This is a genomic window from Pseudomonas sp. HS-18 (assembly GCF_020401845.1).
In the GTDB taxonomy this organism is placed as follows: Bacteria; Pseudomonadota; Gammaproteobacteria; order Pseudomonadales; family Pseudomonadaceae; genus Pseudomonas; species Pseudomonas nitroreducens.
In genome coordinates, this window is record NZ_CP084413.1 from 3,782,302 (window position 1) to 3,801,973 (window position 19,672).

14 protein-coding genes and 1 pseudogene are annotated in these 19,672 nt (G+C 64.1%); 8 read left to right on the plus strand and 7 right to left on the minus strand.

Annotated features, from left to right (window positions below):
- Positions 1 to 145: 145 nt before the first annotated feature.
- The 4 genes and pseudogenes from LDJ84_RS17525 to LDJ84_RS17540 form a co-directional block, all read right to left on the minus strand.
- The gene (locus LDJ84_RS17525) at positions 146 to 5,329 is read right to left on the minus strand and encodes a YadA-like family protein (protein WP_226046597.1); all 5,184 of its coding nucleotides are present in this window, start codon (positions 5,327 to 5,329) and stop codon (positions 146 to 148) included.
- 54 nt (positions 5,330 to 5,383) lie between these two features.
- Positions 5,384 to 5,560: pseudogene (locus LDJ84_RS30960) on the minus strand (ESPR domain-containing protein); the annotation flags it as partial.
- Between the two features lie 417 nt (positions 5,561 to 5,977).
- The gene (locus tag LDJ84_RS17535; RefSeq protein WP_024763832.1) at positions 5,978 to 6,865 is read right to left on the minus strand and encodes a hypothetical protein; all 888 of its coding nucleotides are present in this window, start codon (positions 6,863 to 6,865) and stop codon (positions 5,978 to 5,980) included.
- A gap of 375 nt (positions 6,866 to 7,240) precedes the next feature.
- Entirely contained in the window at positions 7,241 to 8,257 is a 1,017-nt protein-coding gene (locus LDJ84_RS17540; protein ID WP_038803652.1) for an RNA methyltransferase, read from the minus strand.
- 206 nt (positions 8,258 to 8,463) lie between these two features.
- Here LDJ84_RS17540 and LDJ84_RS17545 point away from each other — a divergent pair, with 206 nt between their 5' ends.
- The 3 genes from LDJ84_RS17545 (at position 8,464) to LDJ84_RS17555 (ending at position 11,446) form a co-directional block, all read left to right on the plus strand.
- Positions 8,464 to 8,904 carry a hypothetical protein gene (locus LDJ84_RS17545; protein ID WP_024763830.1) on the plus strand — a complete coding sequence of 147 codons (441 nt, stop codon included), beginning with the start codon at positions 8,464 to 8,466 and terminating at the stop codon, positions 8,902 to 8,904.
- 96 nt (positions 8,905 to 9,000) lie between these two features.
- On the plus strand, positions 9,001 to 10,143 hold the full coding sequence (gene ampC / locus LDJ84_RS17550) for a class C beta-lactamase (RefSeq protein WP_024763829.1): 1,143 nt from the start codon (positions 9,001 to 9,003) through the stop codon (positions 10,141 to 10,143).
- Between the two features lie 217 nt (positions 10,144 to 10,360).
- Positions 10,361 to 11,446: an MBL fold metallo-hydrolase gene (locus tag LDJ84_RS17555; protein WP_226045130.1), complete on the plus strand. Its 1,086-nt coding sequence runs from the start codon at positions 10,361 to 10,363 to the stop codon at positions 11,444 to 11,446.
- A 117-nt stretch (positions 11,447 to 11,563) separates the two neighbouring features.
- Here the strand turns inward: LDJ84_RS17555 and LDJ84_RS17560 are convergent, their stop codons facing one another.
- A complete protein-coding gene (locus tag LDJ84_RS17560) occupies positions 11,564 to 12,268 on the minus strand; it encodes an MgtC/SapB family protein (RefSeq protein WP_024763827.1) in 705 nt (234 codons plus the stop codon).
- A gap of 422 nt (positions 12,269 to 12,690) precedes the next feature.
- Here LDJ84_RS17560 and LDJ84_RS17565 point away from each other — a divergent pair, with 422 nt between their 5' ends.
- Entirely contained in the window at positions 12,691 to 13,512 is an 822-nt protein-coding gene (locus LDJ84_RS17565; protein ID WP_226045131.1) for an alpha/beta fold hydrolase, read from the plus strand.
- A 172-nt stretch (positions 13,513 to 13,684) separates the two neighbouring features.
- The gene (locus tag LDJ84_RS17570) at positions 13,685 to 14,311 is read left to right on the plus strand and encodes a cell wall hydrolase (RefSeq protein WP_226045132.1); all 627 of its coding nucleotides are present in this window, start codon (positions 13,685 to 13,687) and stop codon (positions 14,309 to 14,311) included.
- On the opposite strand, the gene LDJ84_RS17575 is transcribed toward LDJ84_RS17570, so the two are convergent.
- Positions 14,308 to 14,829: an RrF2 family transcriptional regulator gene (locus LDJ84_RS17575; protein WP_054907116.1), complete on the minus strand. Its 522-nt coding sequence runs from the start codon at positions 14,827 to 14,829 to the stop codon at positions 14,308 to 14,310. The two genes, LDJ84_RS17570 and LDJ84_RS17575, sit on opposite strands and share 4 nt — an antisense overlap.
- A gap of 321 nt (positions 14,830 to 15,150) precedes the next feature.
- Here LDJ84_RS17575 and LDJ84_RS17580 point away from each other — a divergent pair, with 321 nt between their 5' ends.
- Positions 15,151 to 16,353, plus strand: coding sequence for an NAD(P)/FAD-dependent oxidoreductase (locus tag LDJ84_RS17580; RefSeq protein WP_226045133.1), 1,203 nt, complete (start codon positions 15,151 to 15,153; stop codon positions 16,351 to 16,353).
- Positions 16,354 to 16,459: 106 nt separating this feature from the next.
- Here LDJ84_RS17580 and LDJ84_RS17585 read toward each other — a convergent pair whose 3' ends face one another.
- Complete coding sequence (locus tag LDJ84_RS17585; RefSeq protein WP_024763822.1) at positions 16,460 to 17,068, minus strand: TetR/AcrR family transcriptional regulator; 609 nt, start codon at positions 17,066 to 17,068, stop codon at positions 16,460 to 16,462.
- A gap of 103 nt (positions 17,069 to 17,171) precedes the next feature.
- Between LDJ84_RS17585 and LDJ84_RS17590 the strand changes: the two genes are divergently transcribed.
- Both LDJ84_RS17590 and LDJ84_RS17595 read left to right on the plus strand, forming a co-directional pair.
- On the plus strand, positions 17,172 to 18,404 hold the full coding sequence (locus LDJ84_RS17590; protein WP_226045134.1) for an oxygenase MpaB family protein: 1,233 nt from the start codon (positions 17,172 to 17,174) through the stop codon (positions 18,402 to 18,404).
- Between the two features lie 88 nt (positions 18,405 to 18,492).
- A complete protein-coding gene (locus tag LDJ84_RS17595) occupies positions 18,493 to 19,509 on the plus strand; it encodes a DNA topoisomerase IB (protein ID WP_024763821.1) in 1,017 nt (338 codons plus the stop codon).
- Positions 19,510 to 19,672: the final 163 nt, after the last annotated feature.

A 19,672-nucleotide genomic window follows, 5' to 3' on the forward strand; every position in this document is an offset into this window, starting at 1 on the left:
TCAATGGTCGGGGCAGCGTATTGCCGCAGAGCCGGAGCCCTGTGAAAACAGACAAGAAAACGAGGCGCCTGAGCGCCCCGTCATTCTTTCGAGCTTCCTGCAAGGATCCCTCCCGCCGAGTTTCCAGCGGGAAGGATCCGCCGATTTACCAGTTGTAACCCACCCCCGCACCGAGGGAGAAGTTGCTCTGGGTATCGACGCTACCGCCGACCTTGGTCGTCCACTTGCCGTCGTTGGAGACGTGCGATACGCCCACCGACACGGCCGACTGGCCATTGAAGTTGCCAATACCGGCGGCGGTGGTGCTACCGCCGTTGCTCATCGGTTGCGGCAGGCTGGCGATGGCGATGGCACCGGCGATGCCGGCACTCAGGCGGTCGTCCTGCTCCTTCAGATCATTGCGCAGGCTGTTGAACTGCGAGTTGGTCTGCCCCGCAAGGCTGCCCAGCGCATCCTCCACCTGGCCGACGTTGACGGCGTCTGTACGCTCCACGCCTGCCGCCACGTGGGTGATCTGGCGCTCGTTACCGGCGCTACCGACGGCGACACTGTTGTCGCGCTCGGCTACCGAGTTGGCGCCGACGGCCACCGAGTTCCTGCCTTTGGCCTTGGCGTTGGAGCCCACCGCCGTGCTGCTGGCACCCGAGGCCTCCGCCCCCGGGGCGACAGCGACAGCGTTGGTACCGGTGGCGGTCGGCTTCTGCAGCTTCGCGGTATTGTTCACCGCGCCCATACTGCTGACGCTGTCTTCGACCTGAGTAACCCGGTTGTCGACCTTGGCGATACTCTCATCGACATTGGCGACGCTCCCGGCGATCCCTTCGACCCGGCTATCGGTGTAGGACTTCGATGCAGCCACTGCCCCATCCAGCTGACGCAGGTTGACGGCGTCGCCGGCTTCCTGGGCATCAGCCACGTTACTGATGGTGCGGGTCTCGCCAGTTGCAGCATTACCGACGGATACCGTGCCCACGACCTTGTCGTTGCTCGCTCCCGAATACTGCCCGACGTAGGCCTCGGCCGGCGCACCGCGACCGCCGTCGCTCGCCCCCTGCCCCAGCGCCACGCTGCCCTTGGCCGAAGCTTCGGCGGCCTCACCCAGCGCGACCGAACCGTCGCCGCTGGCCTTGGCATTGCCGCCGACGGCGATCGCATTGGCGCCGCTGGCCACCGAATCGGCCAGACTCGACGAGGTGTGGAAGTACTTGATGCCACCGCCGCTGACGATGTTGTTGACGCTGCTTTCCAGGCCGGTGACGCGACCGTCGATCACGGCGACCTTGTTGTTGGTATCGAACAGCTGCGCACCGTTGACCGCATCGGTGCTGTCTTCGGACAACTGGCCGGCCTTGACGTTGGTCAACTGGACGCTCTTGCCGGTACTCCCGAGAGTCACCTTGTCGTGCGCCGCCGAGTCGTAGACCAGGGCATCGGACAGCGTGCCGCTCATGCTGGCGAGGGTGGTGTTGATGCCACTGATATCCGTGGTGTTCTGGGTGACACGGCCATCCAGGCCGCTGATCGCCACCGTGTTGCCGGCGATATCAGCGGTGTTCTGGGTGGTACGGGTATTCAGGTCACCGATCGAGGCCGTGTTGCCGGCGATATCCGTAGCGTTCTGCTCGACCCGCTGATTGGTGTTGAACAGCTGGCCACCATTCACGGCCTCCTGGCTGTCGGCGGCCACGGTGCCGTCGGCGACGTTGATCAGCTTGCGCGCACCAGCGGTGCCGAGGAAGTCGACGGCGGCGCCATCGCTGTCCTTGCCCACAGTGAGGTTTTCACCGGCGGCGGACTGCTGGACCATACCGATGGTGCCGCTGCTGAGGTTGGTGGTGATGCTGGTGATATCACCCTCGACGTTGTTCATGCGGCCGTCGAGGTTGGTTACGCTGCCTTCGACGTTGGTCACGCGGCTGTCGATGCCGGTGACACGACCATCCAAGCCGGTGATCGCTGCAGTATTGCCAGCGATGTCCGCAGTATTCTGCGCCACGTCCTGGTTGGTGCTGAACAGCTGGCCGCCATTCACCGCTTCCTGGCTGTCGGCGGCCACAGTGCCATCGGCCACGTTGATCAGCTTGCGCGCACCGGCAGTGCCGAGGAAGTCGACGGCGGCGCCATCGCTGTCCTTGCCCACGGTCAGGTTTTCACCGGCGGCGGACTGCTGGACCATGCCGATGGTGCCGCTGCTCAGGTTGGTGGTGATGCTGGTGATGTCGCCCTCGACGTTGTTCATGCGGCCGTCGAGGTTGGTTACGCTGCCTTCGACGTTGGTCACGCGGCTGTCGATGCCGGTGACACGACCATCCAAGCCGGTGATCGCTGCAGTATTGCCAGCGATGTCCGCAGTATTCTGCGCCACGTCCTGGTTGGTGCTGAACAGCTGGCCACCATTCACGGCCTCCTTGCTATCAGCGGCCACAGTGCCATCGGCCACGTTGATCAGCTTGCGCGCACCGGCGGTGCCGAGGAAGTCGACGGCGGCGCCATCGCTGTCCTTGCCCACAGTGAGGTTTTCACCGGCGGCGGACTGCTGGACCATGCCGATGGTGCCGCTGTTCAGGTTGGTGGTGATGCTGGTGATGTCGCCTTCCACGCTGCCCATGCGGCCATCGAGACTGGTGATCGAAGCGGCGTTGCTCGCGATGTCGGAGCTGTTCTGGGTGACACGGCCGTCCAGGCCGGTGATCGCTGCAGTATTGCCAGCGATGTCCGCAGTATTCTGCGCCACGTCCTGGTTGGTGCTGAACAGCTGGCCGCCATTCACCGCTTCCTGGCTGTCGGCGGCCACGGTGCCATCGGCCACGTTGATCAGCTTGCGCGCACCGGCAGTGCCGAGGAAGTCGACGGCGGCGCCATCGCTGTCCTTGCCTACGGTGAGGTTTTCACCGGCAGCGGACTGCTGGACCATGCCGATGGTGCCGCTGCTCAGGTTGGTGGTGATGCTGGTGATGTCGCCTTCCACGCTGCCCATGCGGCCATCGAGACTGGTGATCGAAGCGGCGTTGCTCGCGATGTCGGAGCTATTCTGGGTGACACGGCCGTCCAGGCCGGTGATCGCTGCAGTATTGCCAGCGATGTCCGCAGTATTCTGCGCCACGTCCTGGTTGGTGCTGAACAGCTGGCCGCCATTCACCGCTTCCTGGCTGTCGGCGGCCACGGTGCCATCGGCCACGTTGATCAGCTTGCGCGCACCGGCAGTGCCGAGGAAGTCGACGGCGGCGCCATCGCTGTCCTTGCCTACGGTGAGGTTTTCACCGGCAGCGGACTGCTGGACCATACCGATGGTGCCGCTGCTGAGGTTGGTGGTGATGCTGGTGATGTCGCCCTCGACGTTGTTCATGCGACCGTCGAGGTTGGTTACGCTGCCTTCGACGTTGGTCACGCGGCTGTCGATGCCGGTGATCGCTGCAGTATTGCCAGCGATGTCCGCAGTATTCTGCGCCACGTCCTGGTTGGTGCTGAACAGCTGGCCGCCATTCACCGCTTCCTGGCTGTCGGCGGCCACGGTGCCATCGGCCACGTTGATCAGCTTGCGCGCACCGGCAGTGCCGAGGAAGTCGACGGCGGCGCCATCGCTGTCCTTGCCTACGGTGAGGTTTTCACCGGCAGCGGACTGCTGGACCATGCCGATGGTGCCGCTGCTCAGGTTGGTGGTGATGCTGGTGATGTCGCCTTCCACGCTGCCCATGCGGCCATCGAGACTGGTGATCGAAGCGGCGTTGCTCGCGATGTCGGAGCTATTCTGGGTGACACGGCCGTCCAGGCCGGTGATCGCTGCAGTATTGCCAGCGATGTCCGCAGTATTCTGCGCCACGTCCTGGTTGGTGCTGAACAGCTGACCGCCATTCACGGCTTCCTGGCTGTCGGCGGCCACGGCGCCATCGGCCACGTTGATCAGCTTGCGAGCGCCGGCAGTGCCGAGGAAGTCGACGGCGGCGCCATCGCTGTCCTTGCCCACAGTGAGGTTTTCACCGGCGGCGGACTGCTGGACCATGCCGATGGTGCCGCTGCTGAGGTTGGTGGTAATGCTGGTGATGTCGCCCTCGACGTTGTTCATGCGACCGTCGAGGCTGGTGATATTGCCTTCTGCCGTGGTCATGCGGCCGCCCAGGCTGGCGATCGAAGTCGCATTGCTAGAGATATCGGCGGTATTTTGCGTGACGCGGGTATCCAGCCCGGCGATCGATACAGCATTGGCAGCACTATCCGTGGCGTTCTGGGTCACACGACCATCCAGCTTGCCCAGAGCACCATCCACCTTGTCAAAGCCCGCTCCCACATTGGTCGCGGCGCCACTGGTTCCGCCAATGGTATTGGTCTTGGCCAGCAGGTAACTCGGCGCAGTGATCGCACCGTTGGTGCCCACGGTAGTGCTCAGAGCCGATGCGGCTGTCGCGGCGAGGTTCTCCACCTTGGCGTCTTCCGACTGCAATTGGCTGACGTTGACTGCGTCGGTTGCCTGCGAGCCAGCTGCCAGGTTGGTCAAGCGGCGCTCCTGGGTGGATGCGCCGATGGACACTTCGCCGTTGGTGGCGGAAGCCACACCCGACAAGGTGGCGATTCCCGGGTTGTAACCGGCAGCGGCAAGGTTCGCAGTGGTGCTGGAGTTGGCACCCAAGGCAACCGAGTTGCCCGCCGTGGCGACGGCGGAAGTACCCAGTGCCAGGCTGCTGGCGGCTGTTGCGCTGGCGGAAGTACCCAGCGCCAGGCTATCCACGCCCGAGGCATTGGTGCCATAGCCCAGCGCAATCGCATGGTCGGCCACCGCGTTAGCCAGGGTACCCATGGCGATCGAGCCGTTGCCCTTGGACGAGGAGTAGATGCCCATGGCGATGCCGCCGGAATCCTGCGCCATGGAGCCAAAGCCCATTGCGGTGGAGCCGAATCCATAGGCGCGGACGGCACAACCGATAGCCGTGGAGTTGTACCCGTATGCCAGGGTCGATCCGTTATTGACCGCGGTACCGCCGGCGTTGTTGCCAATGTTGCCGGTGCCGCCGATGAACTGGCTCGAGCCCCAGTTGACGTATCCCGTGCCTTTGTTGGCCTGCGAGCCATAATCGACTGTGGTTGAGTATTGCGGAGCCAGGCTGCTGAACAGACTGCTCATGTTGCCCAGCGCCCCAGGACCGGTCGTGTAGGTAGCGGTGAGGTCCTGGCAGTCGCCGTCAGGCGTCATCGCCAGGCCCTGGTAGTTGGCTTGCGCCCCCCAGCCACCACTCGAACCGGCAGCCCGAGAACCATTGTTGCCGTTGACCGCTGCCCCCGTGTCGGAGAACGACGCTCCCGCAAACGCCTCGGGCAGGAAGCCGAATACGCTCATGAGGGCAGCAGCGATCAGACCACCGATGCGCCCTGTCTTGGTCCGACTTTTGGCCGTCTCCGCAGCCGCGACATAGGTCCCTGTTTTTTCACACCAGATACTGCGATATACGCGATTCATAAGAATATCCCTCATGCCAAACGTAGGAATCGTCTCGTTTAAAAATCGAAAAGAGACGGGATGAGCGCATGTTATGGAGAGGCAAATTCCTATGAACTCAGATAATCCCATTACTTAGGTAGGATGATTCCTAAGACCATTTCCGCATGAAGCACGGAATACGCAATAAACGACCAGAACATAAATCTGGCCGATTCGTTTGAATCGTCACTTACAGAAATAGGAGATATCTCATCATGATGATTTCTCCTACAGACTGGAGTTGGAACCTACTGGCTGCCGCTTCGTAGCCGAGTCAGATAAAGTACTGCCTGCATCTACTACCCGGCGTGCGGAAGTGCCCCCTCTCGCGGGTAAAAAAGCGGCAGCCTGAACCAGCCCAGGCGAGTCGTCGGCGAAGGCTCGAGCGCGCACAGAAAACAGAAAGGAAAACGCCAGGACTGTCCCACAGGGTGGGACAGTCCTGGCGATAAGAGCTGCTCCCCCGCGCGACGGGGCCACTGCACGGGGAAGAGCGGCTGGTATCAATCAGGGTAACGTCGTCGAAAGATAATAGTTCTTGCCAAGTATCACTCCCCGGCCGAGCCAGAGCTGGCCGTAGCGTTTCAACACCACCCCCTCCCTTTTTGACACGTCGTAACGCAGGCCGGTGTCGGAGCTGAAGGAGAACTGATCGCTAGTCAGGCGATCCAGGCGATACCGGGTACTCGCGGGCGGAATATGCTGTTTCAGATCGTTCAGATAGCGCGGTGCCAGCTCCGCGAACAGTTTGGCAGCACTGCTCCGGTAATCACTCTCGGTCAGGCCCGGCGTGGCAGCCAGACGCCCAGCGATGAGTGCAAAGACGTCCGCATTGGCGCGGCTTTGCGCAATCCGCAAATCCATCAGCCTGCCCAGTGCGACGCTATCGAGTGTGACGGCTGAATCCGCCTTCACTTCACTTTTCCTTGTCTCCTCACCTGCAACTTTCCTGGCATCAGCGACGCTCCGAGCAGCCTGTGGCGTCGTCTCATGGGGCCGCATGAAGTCCTCGGGGGCAACAGGGGTCAGTGCGGAAACCGCATGATAGGCGGCACAGGCCGTAGCCTGAGCAGCCGTATTGCCGTTGACCAGTAGAGCCAGAGCGTCATTCCCCTGATGCGGCACCGAAGTCGGGTCGATCCCCAGCTTTCGCAACTGGGCACTGTTCTGCTCCGCGGTAACGCCACCATTGGCCAAGGAGCACAATTGATGGACAAGGGCGGGAACGCTTCGGCCATTGAAGGTGGGATACAGGGAGCGCACCGCCTCCTGAATGACCGGCAGTGCGGGCATGCTGACCGAATGGGCGGACGGCCCAGCCCCGGAGCCTTCATGCGGGCCGCAGCCAGCCAGAGTGAGCAATACCGCCGAGAAAACGAGGGATTTTGAGTTCATAGCAGCACCAGTTAGAAAGAGTGGCTTTCCGATATTGAAAGTCTTCAGAGAATGACCTGGTGATACTAGGAATTTACCCACTCGTTCTCGGTCATAAAATCCCACAACTCATGTAGGATATTTCCTATTAAGAATAGAAATCCATCGAAGTATTTCCTACGAATAAGTCTCGGGCGCTTTGGTTGATCAATTAAAACCCTACGAGAACCTGCTCTCGAAAATTCATCCCCCTGCGAACTCCCATCCCGGAAATGTGAACACAATCGTGACACCCCAGACACTCGCCTCAAGGTGAAGTGATGCTACTCGGCGCTATGTGCAGCCCCATGAATAAACGATCTCGAAGTACAAGCGTTTTCTCAAGGCTGAGCGGCGCTATCGGCGGGTGATGATCTGGGCGCGTGCACGCAGTTGCCCGCAGCCACCATCAACATCCTGCCCGGCGCTGTTGCGCACCTTGGTCAGCACGCCACGGCTGTGCAGGTAGCGGACCATTTCGACGATACGTTCGCTACCCGGTCGCTGGTACAGGTCGCCCTCCAAAGCGTTGAACGGGATGAGATTGAGCACGCCGAACTTGCCCTTGAGCAGGCGCAGGATACCGTCGAGTTCTTCCTGACTGTCATTGATACCCTTGAGCAACGTCCACTGGTACTGGATCGGATAGTCCGTGGCGCGGGCGTAGGCCTCGCCCAGCTCCACCAGTTCGTCGGGGGTAATCTTCGGCGCGCGCGGCAGCAGGTGCTCGCGCAACGCCGCATTGCTGGTGTGCAGCGAGAGCGCCAGCGCCGGCTTGATCCGTTGCTGCGGGAGGCGCTCGAACACGCGCAGGTCGCCGACGGTGGAAAACACCAGGTTCTTGTGGCCAATACCACCGTCGGTGCCGAGGCGGTCGATGGCCTCCAGCACATTGTCGAGGTTGTGCGCCGGCTCGCCCATGCCCATGAACACCACCCTCTTCACTGGCCGCACACGCCGCGCGAGCACCAGTTGGGCAACGATCTCGCTGGTGGATAGCTGGCGCAGCAGGCCGCTCTTGCCGGTCATGCAGAAGCGGCAGCCCACGGCACAACCGACCTGGGTCGACACGCAAACGCCGCCGCGCGGCAGCAGCACGCTTTCCACCATCTGCCCATCGGCCAGGCGTACCAGCAGGCGCTCGGAGTTGTCGCCGCCCGGGTGGCGCGACTGGATGGTCGCCAATGCATCCAGCTCGGCGGCAATCTGCGCCACGCCGTTGCGCACGCTCAGCGGCAGGAAGCCCTCGGTCGCCTGCCGCTTGGTGCCGGCATCCAGCGCCTTGCCCTGAAGCCAGGCGCGCAGCATCCGGGCGCGATGCAGGGGCAGCGCGCCAAGGTCGGCAAGGCGTTGGTCGAGGTCGGATATTCGCATGGGGCGCGAATCCTACCACCCGCTGCCGGCTCGGCGTAGCGCTGCCGGTCGAAGGCGCGGAAATATCCGTCCTAGACGCCTTGCTGTGACAATCACGTGCATCTTCCTTTGAGATTCGTCTTATTCAGCAACCGTTCATCGGGGCCCTACAGTGCCGCCGCCCCCAATCCAATGCAAAAAGGGGCATTTGCATACAAGGAGTAAGCATGAAGAAGTTCCTGAGCGCCGCCGCACTCGTCTCGGTCGCCGCACTTGCCACCGGCTGCACCAGCTACAACGTCAGCCAGCCGATCGCCCCGATCGCCGGTGCCGTCAAGACCGACCTGAAGGCAGACGTTGCCGTCGGCGGTCCGATCAGTGGCCAGTCCCAGGTCAACATCCTGTTCGGCTTCATCAAGTTCGGCGGCGACAGCCAGTACGCCGATGGCGTCACCTACGGCGCCGAGAGCGGTTCGGGCATGAGCCTGGCTGCCTTCGACCCGGTTTCCTCGGTCAAGGCCGCTGCCGCTTACAAGGCCGTGAAGAGCTCCGGTTCCGATCTGATCGTCGCACCGCGCTACGAAGTGAACGTGCAGGATTACTTCATCTTCAAGAAGGTGGACGTCAAGGTCACCGGCAACAAAGGCAGCATCAACAACATTCGTTGATGGACGCCGGGCGGGGCATCGTGCCCCGCCTACCGCTGGAGCGACGGAGCAGGTGGTGCTAGGTTCAGTCCTTCTACACCGCAACAGGACGTCTTCATGCGCCGGACCGCTCCCCTCGCGCTCAGCCTCATCGCACTCGCATTCTCCAACCTCGCCCCAGCCACCCCGCCGGACTTCGATGCGAAGGTGAACAAGCTCGCCCAGCAGGTCATGCGCGAACAGAACATCGCCGGCCTGGCCATTGGCGTCACCAACCATGGCGAGCAGCATTTCTACAATTTCGGCGTGGCGTCGAAGCAGAGCAAGCAGCCGGTGAACAGCGACACGCTGTTCGAGATCGGCTCGGTGAGCAAGACGTTCACCGCCACCCTTGCCGGTTTCGCCGAGGCCAGCGGCAAGCTCAAGCTGCAGGACAGCCCGACGCATTATCTGAAGGAACTGCGCGGCAGCGCCCTGGACAAGGTAACGCTGATCCAGCTCGCCACCCACGTCACCGGCGGTTTCCCGCTGCAACTGCCCGACGAGGTGAAGACCCCCCAACAGCTCACCGACTACTACAGGACCTGGCAGCCGCAGTACCCCGCCAACACCCAGCGGACGTACGCCAACCCCAGTATCGGCCTGCTCGGCATCGCCACCGCGCGCGCCCTCGATGTGCCGTTCAAGACCGCGATGCAGCGCAACGTCTTCGCCCCGCTGGGGCTGAGCAATACCCATATCGATGTGCCCGTGACGCGCCAGGGTGTCTATGCCCAGGGCTACGACAAGGACGACCAGCCCGTGCGAGTGAACCCCGACCAGATCGCCGATGAGGCCTACGGGGTGAAATCCAGCAGTCGTGACCTGCTGCGTTTCGTCCAGGTGCAACTGGGCGAAGTCAAGCTCGGTGCCAAGTTGCAGGCGGCGGTGGATGCCACCCGCACCGGCTATTACCAGGTCGGCCCGATGACCCAGGACCTGGTCTGGGAGCAGTATGCCTACCCCCCCAAGCTCGCCGAACTACAGCAATACAACGGCCCTTCGATGGTGCTGGAGAGCCAACCGGTGAAGGCTCTGCGCAAGCCGCTGCCGCCGCAGCAGGACGTCTGGGTGAACAAGACCGGCGCCACCGGCGGCTTCGGTGCCTACGTCGCGTTCGTCCCGTCGAAGCAGCGCGGCATCGTCATCCTCGCCAACCGCAACTACCCCAACGAGGCGCGGGTGAAGCTGGCCTGGGACATCCTCTCGAAGCTGGATTGACGCGCTTGCTGTGGCAACGAATCTTGGCCGCGATGTCTCCCGGCAGCTCCGGCGCCCAGCGGTTCGCGAGCAAGCTCGCTCCAGCAGGGCCTCTCCCGAGGCGCGCGGCTTGTATCGATGCCGGTGATGTTCTGAATCAAAATGCCGGTAATGATCCCTGGCGGCGGAGCCTGTAGCGTGCTGTCCTGACAGACTCCGCCTCCAGAGGATCAGTGCCTTGCCCCGCCTCCCACTGCAACGCGCCCCCATCGGCAACTACGACCACTCCGCGCAATCGCGCGGAGGTCGCTTCCACAACCTCACCCCTCGCCCGGCCGACATGCCCGAGCCAAGCGCGAGGGTGCTCTGGGATGTACTGTTCAACAAACCGAAGAACACCGTGCCGCGCGCTCCAGTGCCCGTGCGCGCGCTGACTCCGGTCGAGCTGGACTCAGCGCCTGACCGTAGCCTGTATCGCCTCGGCCACTCCACCCTCCTGCTCAAGTTGCGCGGCGGCTGGTGGCTGACCGACCCGGTGTTCTCCGAGCGCGCGTCGCCCTTCAGCTTCGCCGGGCCCAAGCGCTTCCACGCACCGCCGATTGCCCTGCGGGACCTGCCGCCGATCCGCGGCGTGATCCTCTCCCACGACCACTACGATCACCTCGACCGCGCGACCATCGCCGTGCTGGCCGAGCGCGCGGACGTCTTCCTCACCCCGCTGGGCGTGGGCGACCGCCTGCTCGACTGGGGCGTACCAGCTGAGAAGATCCGCCAACTGGACTGGTGGCAGAGCACCACGGTGGACGGCCTGTGCCTGACCGCTACCCCGGCGCAGCACTTCTCCGGCCGCGGTGTACGCGACGGCAACCGCACCCTGTGGTGCTCCTGGGTGATCGAGGACGACAGCCTGCGCATCTTCTTCAGCGGCGACACCGGCTACTTCGACGGCTTCGCCGAAATCGGCCGGCGCTTCGGCCGCTTCGACCTGACGCTGATGGAAACCGGTGCCTACAACGAGCACTGGCCTTACGTGCACATGCACCCGCAACAGACTGTGCAGGCGCACCAGGACCTCAACGGCCGCTGGCTGCTGCCAATCCACAACGGCACTTTCGACCTGGCCATGCATGCCTGGTACGAACCCTTCGAGCGCGTGCTGGAAATCGCCGGTGAACGCGGCCTGCCCGTCACCACGCCGATGATGGGCGAGCGTATCGCCATCGAAGTACCGCATAGCGCTGAGCGCTGGTGGCGCGGCGTAGTGGCAGAGGAGGCCCGCGCACCGGCGCCGCGCTGTGGTTGTCGTGCCGCCCGCGAAGGATGAAACCACAGTAGCCTGACGCCAATCGCGAACCGAATCCGCTCCTACGCGCGGGGTGAAGTCGGCATTTGTAGGAGCGAGCTTGCTCGCGCCTACGAAAAGCCATGAGTGCTCGCATACTCAATCACTGGCCAGCTCGAACAGCTGCCAGCGCACCGAGCTGACGCCCTTCTCCAGGCTGATGCGGCTGACCATGCGTTCCAGCTGTCCGGCGGCGCCATGGCCGCCGAGCAACTCGGCGCGCACTTCCAGTTTCGCCGGGTTGGGCTGATCCTCGCTGTGCAGCGATTGCAGGCGCAGTTCGCTGCTGTCCAGGCTGTGCAGCATCAGGCTGCGCACCTGGATCTCGTCTTCGGCGCGGCAGATGATCGCGACCCCGTAGCGCTGCTGCGCTTCACTGGCCGGCAGCACGTCCTGGTGATTCAGGCGCAGGGCGATGTCGCGCAGCAGGATGTTGGCGCAGAGCACCACCACGCTGCCCAGCGCGGCTTCGAGCAACAGCCCCATGCTGCACAGCACACCGATGGCGGCGGTGCACCAGAGCGTGGCAGCAGTGTTGAGGCCGCGCACGTTCAGGCCATCGCGCATGATCACGCCGCCGCCGAGGAAGCCGATGCCGGACACCACATAAGCGGCGATGCGCGGAGCGTCGGCCGAGAGCCCCGGCATCGCCTGGGTCATCAGCACGAAGAGACAGGCACCGGTGCTGACCAGCGCATTGGTGCGCAGGCCGGTCAGGCGCTGACGCAGCTGGCGTTCGGCGCCGATCAGGGCGCCCAGGATGAGTGCCGCGGCAACCCGCAGCAGGAAGATTTTCCAATCCATGTTCCACCTCGCTTGCGGCGCTCGGCCGCTCCATGCGCCGGGCGATGCCGGCGCGCATTCGGGTGGTGGATTGCGAGGGAGCGAAGGGCCGGTTGGCCCCGCAGGGGAATGGTGAGACGTCATCCCGCGGCGGGATGCGTATCGCCACTGTCCGCAACGCAGCGAGACAGTGGCAGGGTTCTGCCGGACGGCTCGCTGTTCAGACCTGTCGCAATCGACCAGGGCAAGTGTCCAAGGCAGGACTCCTCTATTGATTCAAAAAAAGCGACCGGGCCCGGTGTGAGCACTGCCCGGGACAGCCCCGGCCGCGAGTCGTCATCATCCCCGAGCAGCCTTAAGGTTTCCTTAGTGCCTGGGCCCATGGTTGGCATCGAACGGGCCAGGGCCCTACCATGCGCCCCTGCCCCGATCAGGAACACGTCATGCCATCCGCCATCGTCGCCCGCGAGCACTGGATCAGCAGCGAGAAAGGCCAACTGTTCGCCCAGGCCTGGACACCCGCCGAGATCACCGGCGAGCCGATCCTGCTGCTGCATGACTCGCTGGGCTGCGTCACCTTGTGGCGCGATTTCCCGGAAAGTCTCGCCGGCGCCACCGGCCGCCAGGTCATCGCCTATGACCGCCTCGGTTTCGGTCGCTCAGAGCGCTACCCCGGCGCCCTGCCCCTGGACTTCATCGACGAGGAAGCACGCACCGTCTTCCCTCTGCTGCAGCAGCACTTCGGTTTCGAGCGCTGCGTGGTGTTCGGCCATAGCGTTGGCGGCGCCATGGCCGTGACGTGCGTGGCACGGCATCCGCAAACCTGCTCGGCGTTGATCACCGAGTCGGCGCAGGCCTTCGTCGAGCACCGGACCCGCGACGGCATCCGCGCCGCGGAGCTGGAATTCGCCCGCGAGGGGCAGTTGCAACGCCTGCAGAAGTACCATGGCGACAAGGCTTTCTGGGTGCTGCGCGCCTGGGTCGACACCTGGCTGTCGGACGACTTCAGCGACTGGAACCTGGACGCCGAACTGGCGCAGGTGAAGTGCCCAACCCTCAGCCTGCATGGCGAGCAGGACGAGTACGGCTCGGACGCCCACCCGCAGCGTCTCACCTCGATACCGGGCGTACCGACGATGCTCAGGCTGCTGCCCGATTGCGGACATGTTCCGCACCGCGAACAGCAACCTGCCGTGCTGCAGGCGGTGGCCGAGTTTTTCCAGCGCCATGTGCCCCAGGCCCCGTCAGCCGCGGGGCGCAGGTAATACCGTCTGGCTGAAAAATTGAATCCGGGTTCGTGCAGGACGGTCACAACGACCAGGCGCCGTCGCTTCGCTTTCTTTTCCCAGGGAGCAGCCTCAAGGGCGCCGTCGCGCAGGTACCGGAAGGGCCCTGCGCAACGGCCGGACTGGTTTTGTCGCGCAGGTAGGTTCGATCATGTGCCGCCTTCATTTGCTTCCGCTGTTATTGCTCGCGCTCTGGGCACCCTCTTCCATCGCCGCTGAGCTGGGCACATCCACCGATGAGAAAGCCCAGGCCGCCGTGACCAAGGGCAAAGTCCTGGAACAACAGGTCGCCCACCCCGCTACCGCGGTAACCACCGCAGCCCCCATCACCAAGGCCGAAGTGAAAGCCGTCGACCCCGCCGGCAAGGCGCCGCTGGACGACGCCGTCGTCTGCCTGTCGCGGACCCTCTACTGGGAAGCCAAGGGCGGCGGCCGCGCCGACATGGAGGCGGTGGCCAATGTGGTGCTCAACCGCATGGGCCACGGTGGCTTCCCCGACACCGTGTGCGGCGTGGTCAAGCAGGGCCAGGAGCAGAAACACTGCCAGTTTTCCTGGTGGTGCGACGGCCGCTCCGACCAGGTGGAGGAGAAGACCCGCTACGACATCGCCAAGGAAATCGCCCGCAAGGCGCTGAACCAGCAGCTCAGCGACCGTACGCGCGGCGCGATGTACTTCCACGACCGCCACGTTTCGCCGTCCTGGGCGAAGGAATACATCCGCACGGCCGAGACAGACGAGTTCGTCTTCTACAAGCCGCGCGGCGGCGATGCGCGTTAGCTGACGGCACTGCTGCCGTCGCGCTGGGCATCCATCCAGCGCACCAGGGCCTCGCCGAACTCCGGCGGCGCCTTGCGCCCGACCCGGCGTGCGAGATCGAGCACGGTGTGCTGGGCCAGCGCCTCTTCCATGCGTTTCTGCGCGGTCAGCATGACGGCGTGGATCGAGCAGGTACCGCAGGTCGCCCATTCCGGCGGCGAGCCTTCGAACACCGCGCAGCGGCCGCGGATGTCGCGGCACTCGAAGATCTGCTTGTCGCCATCGATGGCCCTGACGATGTCCAGCACGGTGATTTCGTCCGCCGGCCGCGCCAGGCGGAAACCACCGCGCACGCCTTCGGTGGCTGCTACCAGCCCAGCCTTGGCCAGTTTGGTGAAGACCTTGGCCAGCAATTCCTGGGGCACACCCTGCAGCTCCGCCAGCGCTCGCACGCTGGAGTCACGGCTGTCGCCCTTCTCATCCGTCAGAAAGAGCAGGCAGTGAATGCCGTACTCCACCCCTGCACTGTATAAAGCCATCACAAACTCCGACTAATTTAGTCGCAAAAATATCAAACTACAGCCTGCACCCGACCAGCACTTAAGCATGCAACCAGGGGGATTGTAACCCGCCGAGCCCTGCTTGCAGTACTTCCAAGCGTGCAGAGAACAAACAGAAGCAGGACTACCGCCTCCGCCGTAGGGGTGACGAACGGTCGGAGTTTGGGGAAAAAACAATTGCCTCGGATAACTACGACAAATATAGTCGTAGTTATCCGAGGCAAGCCGGGAAGCAAACCGCTCCGATGTCGGGCACTCGGGAACCCTACAACCTGAATTCATCCTTTCGTCGGAGAGACCATGAAACAACGCATCCTGATCGTCGGCACCGGTTTCGCGGGTATGTGGAGCGCCCTGAGCGCCACGCGCCTGCTCGATCTGCACCAGCGCGGCGACGTCGAAGTCGCTGTGCTCGCTCCCCAGGCCGAACTGCGCATCCGCCCGCGCTTCTACGAGCCGAACGTGCACCAGATGGCCGCGCCGCTGGGCGACCTGTTCGGCGCCGTGGGCGTGACCTTCATCCAGGGCAGCGCCGAGCAGATCGACGTCGACGGGCGCCAACTGGATTACCGAGATGCCAGCGGTGAGATCGCCACCCTGGGCTTCGACCGCCTGATCCTCGCCAGCGGCAGCAAGGTTGCTCGCCCCGCCCTGCCGGGCATCGAACACGCCTTCGACGTCGACGACATCGACCAGGCCATGCGCCTTGAGACGCATATCCGCTCGCTGAACCAACTGCCGGAATCTGCAGCGCGCAATACCGTGGTCGTTGCCGGAGGCGGCTTCACCGGCATCGAGACCGCCACCGAAATGCCCGCGCGCCTGCGTGAAGTTCTGGGCGCGGACGCCAAGGTACGGGTGGTCGTGGTCGATCGCGGCGCCGAGATCGGCGGTGCACTGGGCGTCACGTCGCAATCCGTGGTGGCCGAAGCCTCCGCCGAACTGGGCGTGGAATGGCGCCTGAAGGCCTCGGTGGAATCCATCGACGAAAGCGGCGTCACTCTTTCCAACGGCGAACGCATCGAGGCGAAGACCGTGATCTGGACCGCCGGCGTGCGCGCCAGTTCGCTGACCGAACAGGTTGCCGGCGAACGTGACCGCCAGGGCCGCCTGCATGTGGATCGTAACCTCCAGGTGATCGGCCAGGATGCGGTTTTCGCCACGGGCGACGTGGCCTATGCCGCCGTGGACGACGCCGGCAACTACGCGCTGATGACCTGCCAGCATGCCATCTCCCTGGGCCGCTCGGCCGGCAACAACGCTGCCGCCGACCTGCTGGGCGTAGCCCCCATCCCCTACAGCCAGGAGAAGTACGTGACCTGCCTGGACCTGGGCGCCTGGGGCGCATTGTTCACCGAAGGCTGGGACCGCCAGGTGCGTTTCCTGCGCGAGGAAGGCAAGAAGATCAAGACCGAGATCAACACCGTGTGGATCTACCCTCCGGCCGCTGATCGAGCCACCGCGCTGGCAGCGGCCGATCCGATGATCCCGGTCGTGGCCTGATCGGTTGAGAAAAGCCCCGGTTGGCGCGAGTCTTCCGGGCTTTTTTACGGGCGGACCCTGCCCCACTCCTTGCATGCGCAGGCTCGCCGGGAGAAGACAGCCGTCCCTACGGATGCCGCACAGCGCGCGGCAGGCACAGGGCTTCAACCATCCGCGCCAGGGTATCGATCACTTCCTCGCGCCCCAGCAGCGGCTGCGCATCGCTCAGGTAACGCGCGCAGGTGTACTGCACGGAGTTGATCACCACGAAGAGCACCGCCGGCAGGTTGTCGATGCGGTAATCGTCGAAGTGCCGAATCAGGTACTGCCGGCACACCTCCATCATCTGCTGCTCCAGGGCATGGAACACCGGCGCGGAATTGAGCCGGTGCCAATGCCGCAGCAGCTCGCACTGCGCCGAATCTCCCTCCACCTGCTGGAAGATGCCCTCCAGCACCGCACGGGTGACGCTGCCGATGTCCGCGCCCAGTAGCGGCGTCACGCGCTCGTGCACCACCTTCATCAGCGTGCCGGCGCGCTGCATGAGCAGGGCCTCGACGATCATCTCCTTGTTGGCGAAGTACTGGTAAAGCGAGCCGACGCTCACCCCGGCTCGACGCGCGACGTGGTTCGTGGTCAGGCCATCCAGGCCGTGCTCGCCGATCTCCAGTGCCGCGGCCTCGAGCAGCACCGCGACCATCTCGCTGGCGCGCTGCTGCTTGGGTTGCTTCCTCATGCCTATCCCCCGATGCGAGTCGGATGCGAGTTGAATGCGAGCAAATACTCGCAATAGCGTAACTCGACGAATCCGCCCGGCAACCAAACCAAGGTATGAATCGATGTGCACAACTGACCTGCCTACCCGTCACGGTGCTGACCTGCAGCGCGCTCGGCGCACCGCTGCGCCGATCAAACGCTTCCTCAAGGGCCCTAGCGAGCCGGATACCGCGACCTGGAAGGCCATCGGCGCGTCCCTCACGGTAGGCGATGCTCCCATGGATACGCTGCTGGAGTGGATGTTCGAAGTCGGCCTCGGCAAGAGCATGCGGTTGTATGAACAGGCGCTGCACCAGGGCATTGCCGCCATCCCCGACGCACCCGAGGCACTGAGAACCTTCTTCGCCCGTGTCGAAACACCGCCCGCCTGGGTCGACCCGCAGCGCCTCGACGAGGGCGCCCGCGCCTGCGGAATTTCCGGGCTGACCGGTATGCGCGTGCTGCGCGACCTTGGCTTGCTGGCCGGATACCAGGCCTCCGCGATCAACCGTACCCTGGTACTCACCGGCGCGCTGGAAAAAGGCCCGCAGCGGCGTATCGCCGAGACCACCAAATGGTGGATCGACTGCACCCGCCCAAAGGGCATGGCGCGCGGCGCAGCGGGCTACCGCAGCACGCTGCACGTACGGCTGGTGCATGCATTGGTGCGACGTCGGGTGTCGCGCCTGGAGCAGTGGGACTTCGCTCACCATGGCCTGCCCATCAACCAGGGAGACATGCAGGCGACCTATCTGGCCTTCTCGGCGATCTTCCTGATCGGCCAGCGCATGCTGGGCGTAGTCCTGAGCCAGCGGGAGCGCGAAGCCATCAGCCACCTCTGGCGCTACATCGCCTGGTTGATGGGCGTCGAGGAGCGCTGGCTGTGCGCCAGCGAGAACGACGCGATACGCGCGCTCTACCACAACCTGCTGTCCCAGGCACCACCGGACGAGAGCAGCCGTATGCTCGGCTGCGCGCTGGTGGACGAACCCCTGCAGCGCCACTACGCCAACTTCCCCTGGTTGCGCGGGCGCCTGAACCGGGCGATCCACCTGAGCATCGCCAGCACCTTCATCGACGACCAGGGGCGACGCGCCCTCGGCCTGCCCCGCGGCAGCCTGCCTTGGTACCCGTTGCTTACGGCCCCGCCCCGCTTCCTCGGCCACTGTCTGCTGCGCGTCGTACCGGGCGGTCGCAACTGGCTGGTGCGCCGCGGCCTGCGAATCCAGGAGGATTACCTGCGCACCCTGTTTGGCGGTAGCGACCCCAGGCTGATCTCGCCCGTGCCTCTGGCCGTCGAGGATCGGCACTCCTGAGCTTGGCCACCCCGCCGGCGGATGAAAAAAAACCGCACTCCCGATGCCCTTTCGCGATCCATTACCGAAGAGACCTCGAGGAGCCGCCATGAGCACACCGCCGGAGCTGCTGGACCTGCCCCCCGACCTGCACTACGTCGACGACAGCCTGCCGGGCATCAGCCGGCGTCGCCTGCGCGGGCGCTTCGCCTACTTCGACCCGGGCGGCGAACGCATTCGCGTCGAAGCGGAGATCGAGCGGATCGACCGCCTGGCGATTCCGCCAGCCTATATCGATGTGTGGATCTGCATCGACCCGCTCGGCCACCTGCAGGCAACCGGCCGCGACGTGCGCGGGCGCAAGCAGTACCGTTACCACCCGCGCTGGACCGAGGTCCGCGACAGCGCCAAGTACGAGCGCCTGCTGCGCTTCGGGGAAAGCCTGCCAGCGCTGCGCAGGCGTATAGAACGGGACCTGGCGCTGCCCGGCCTGGGAGCGGAAAAGGTCATGGCGACCGTGGTCGAACTGCTCGATCGCACCTTGATCCGCATCGGCAACGAACGCTACCGCAAGGAAAATCGCTCCTTCGGCCTCACGACGCTGAACAACCGCCATGTCGAAGTCCAGGGCACGCGCATTCGCTTCGCCTTTCGTGGCAAGAGCGGCATCCGCCACAGCGTGGACATCGAACACCCGCGCCTGGCGCGCATCCTCCGGCGTTGCCTTGAGCTGCCCGGGCAACAGCTGTTCCAGTACCTGGACGCAGACCGCCAGCGGCACATGATCGACTCCCGCGACATCAACGCCTACCTGCGCGAGCACGCCGGCGAGGAGTTCACCGCCAAGGACTACCGCACCTGGGCTGGCACCACCCTGGCCCTTGAGCACTGCCGCAGGACCCACTGGGAAGACGAGAAGAGCGCCAACCGCCAGCTCAAGTCGATCATCCAGCAGGTGGCCGACGAACTGGGCAACACTCCGGCGATCTGCCGCAAATGCTACGTGCATCCGCGGGTGATACAGGCCTTTCTTGCTGGCGAACTGAGCGGATTAGCGAAGGCGCGCAAGCGCAAGAACCTCAGCGCCGAGGAAGCTACCCTGCTGGCTTTTCTCCAGTCCGACTGAGCTGCTCATGGCGCCGCGAAGACTGCCGAAGCGGAAAAGCCTAGACAAATGGCCCTCGGCCATTAGTGCGAAAAGCGTCTAATACGGCCAAACTGAAAAACTTTCATACGGGACTAACAGAGTATTCCCGCAACCAACTTCCGGCTCACAGAGTCGGTCCCCA

Coding starts and splice junctions, on each gene's coding strand:
- LDJ84_RS17525 (WP_226046597.1), bottom strand. CDS start 5,329: ATGAGCGTATTCGGCTTCCTGCCCGAGGCGTTTGCGGGAGCGTCGTTC.
- LDJ84_RS17535 (WP_024763832.1), bottom strand. CDS start 6,865: ATGAACTCAAAATCCCTCGTTTTCTCGGCGGTATTGCTCACTCTGGCT.
- LDJ84_RS17540 (WP_038803652.1), bottom strand. CDS start 8,257: ATGCGAATATCCGACCTCGACCAACGCCTTGCCGACCTTGGCGCGCTG.
- LDJ84_RS17545 (WP_024763830.1), top strand. CDS start 8,464: ATGAAGAAGTTCCTGAGCGCCGCCGCACTCGTCTCGGTCGCCGCACTT.
- ampC (WP_024763829.1), top strand. CDS start 9,001: ATGCGCCGGACCGCTCCCCTCGCGCTCAGCCTCATCGCACTCGCATTC.
- LDJ84_RS17560 (WP_024763827.1), bottom strand. CDS start 12,268: ATGGATTGGAAAATCTTCCTGCTGCGGGTTGCCGCGGCACTCATCCTG.
- LDJ84_RS17565 (WP_226045131.1), top strand. CDS start 12,691: ATGCCATCCGCCATCGTCGCCCGCGAGCACTGGATCAGCAGCGAGAAA.
- LDJ84_RS17570 (WP_226045132.1), top strand. CDS start 13,685: ATGTGCCGCCTTCATTTGCTTCCGCTGTTATTGCTCGCGCTCTGGGCA.
- LDJ84_RS17575 (WP_054907116.1), bottom strand. CDS start 14,829: ATGGCTTTATACAGTGCAGGGGTGGAGTACGGCATTCACTGCCTGCTC.
- LDJ84_RS17580 (WP_226045133.1), top strand. CDS start 15,151: ATGAAACAACGCATCCTGATCGTCGGCACCGGTTTCGCGGGTATGTGG.
- LDJ84_RS17585 (WP_024763822.1), bottom strand. CDS start 17,068: ATGAGGAAGCAACCCAAGCAGCAGCGCGCCAGCGAGATGGTCGCGGTG.
- LDJ84_RS17590 (WP_226045134.1), top strand. CDS start 17,172: ATGTGCACAACTGACCTGCCTACCCGTCACGGTGCTGACCTGCAGCGC.
- LDJ84_RS17595 (WP_024763821.1), top strand. CDS start 18,493: ATGAGCACACCGCCGGAGCTGCTGGACCTGCCCCCCGACCTGCACTAC.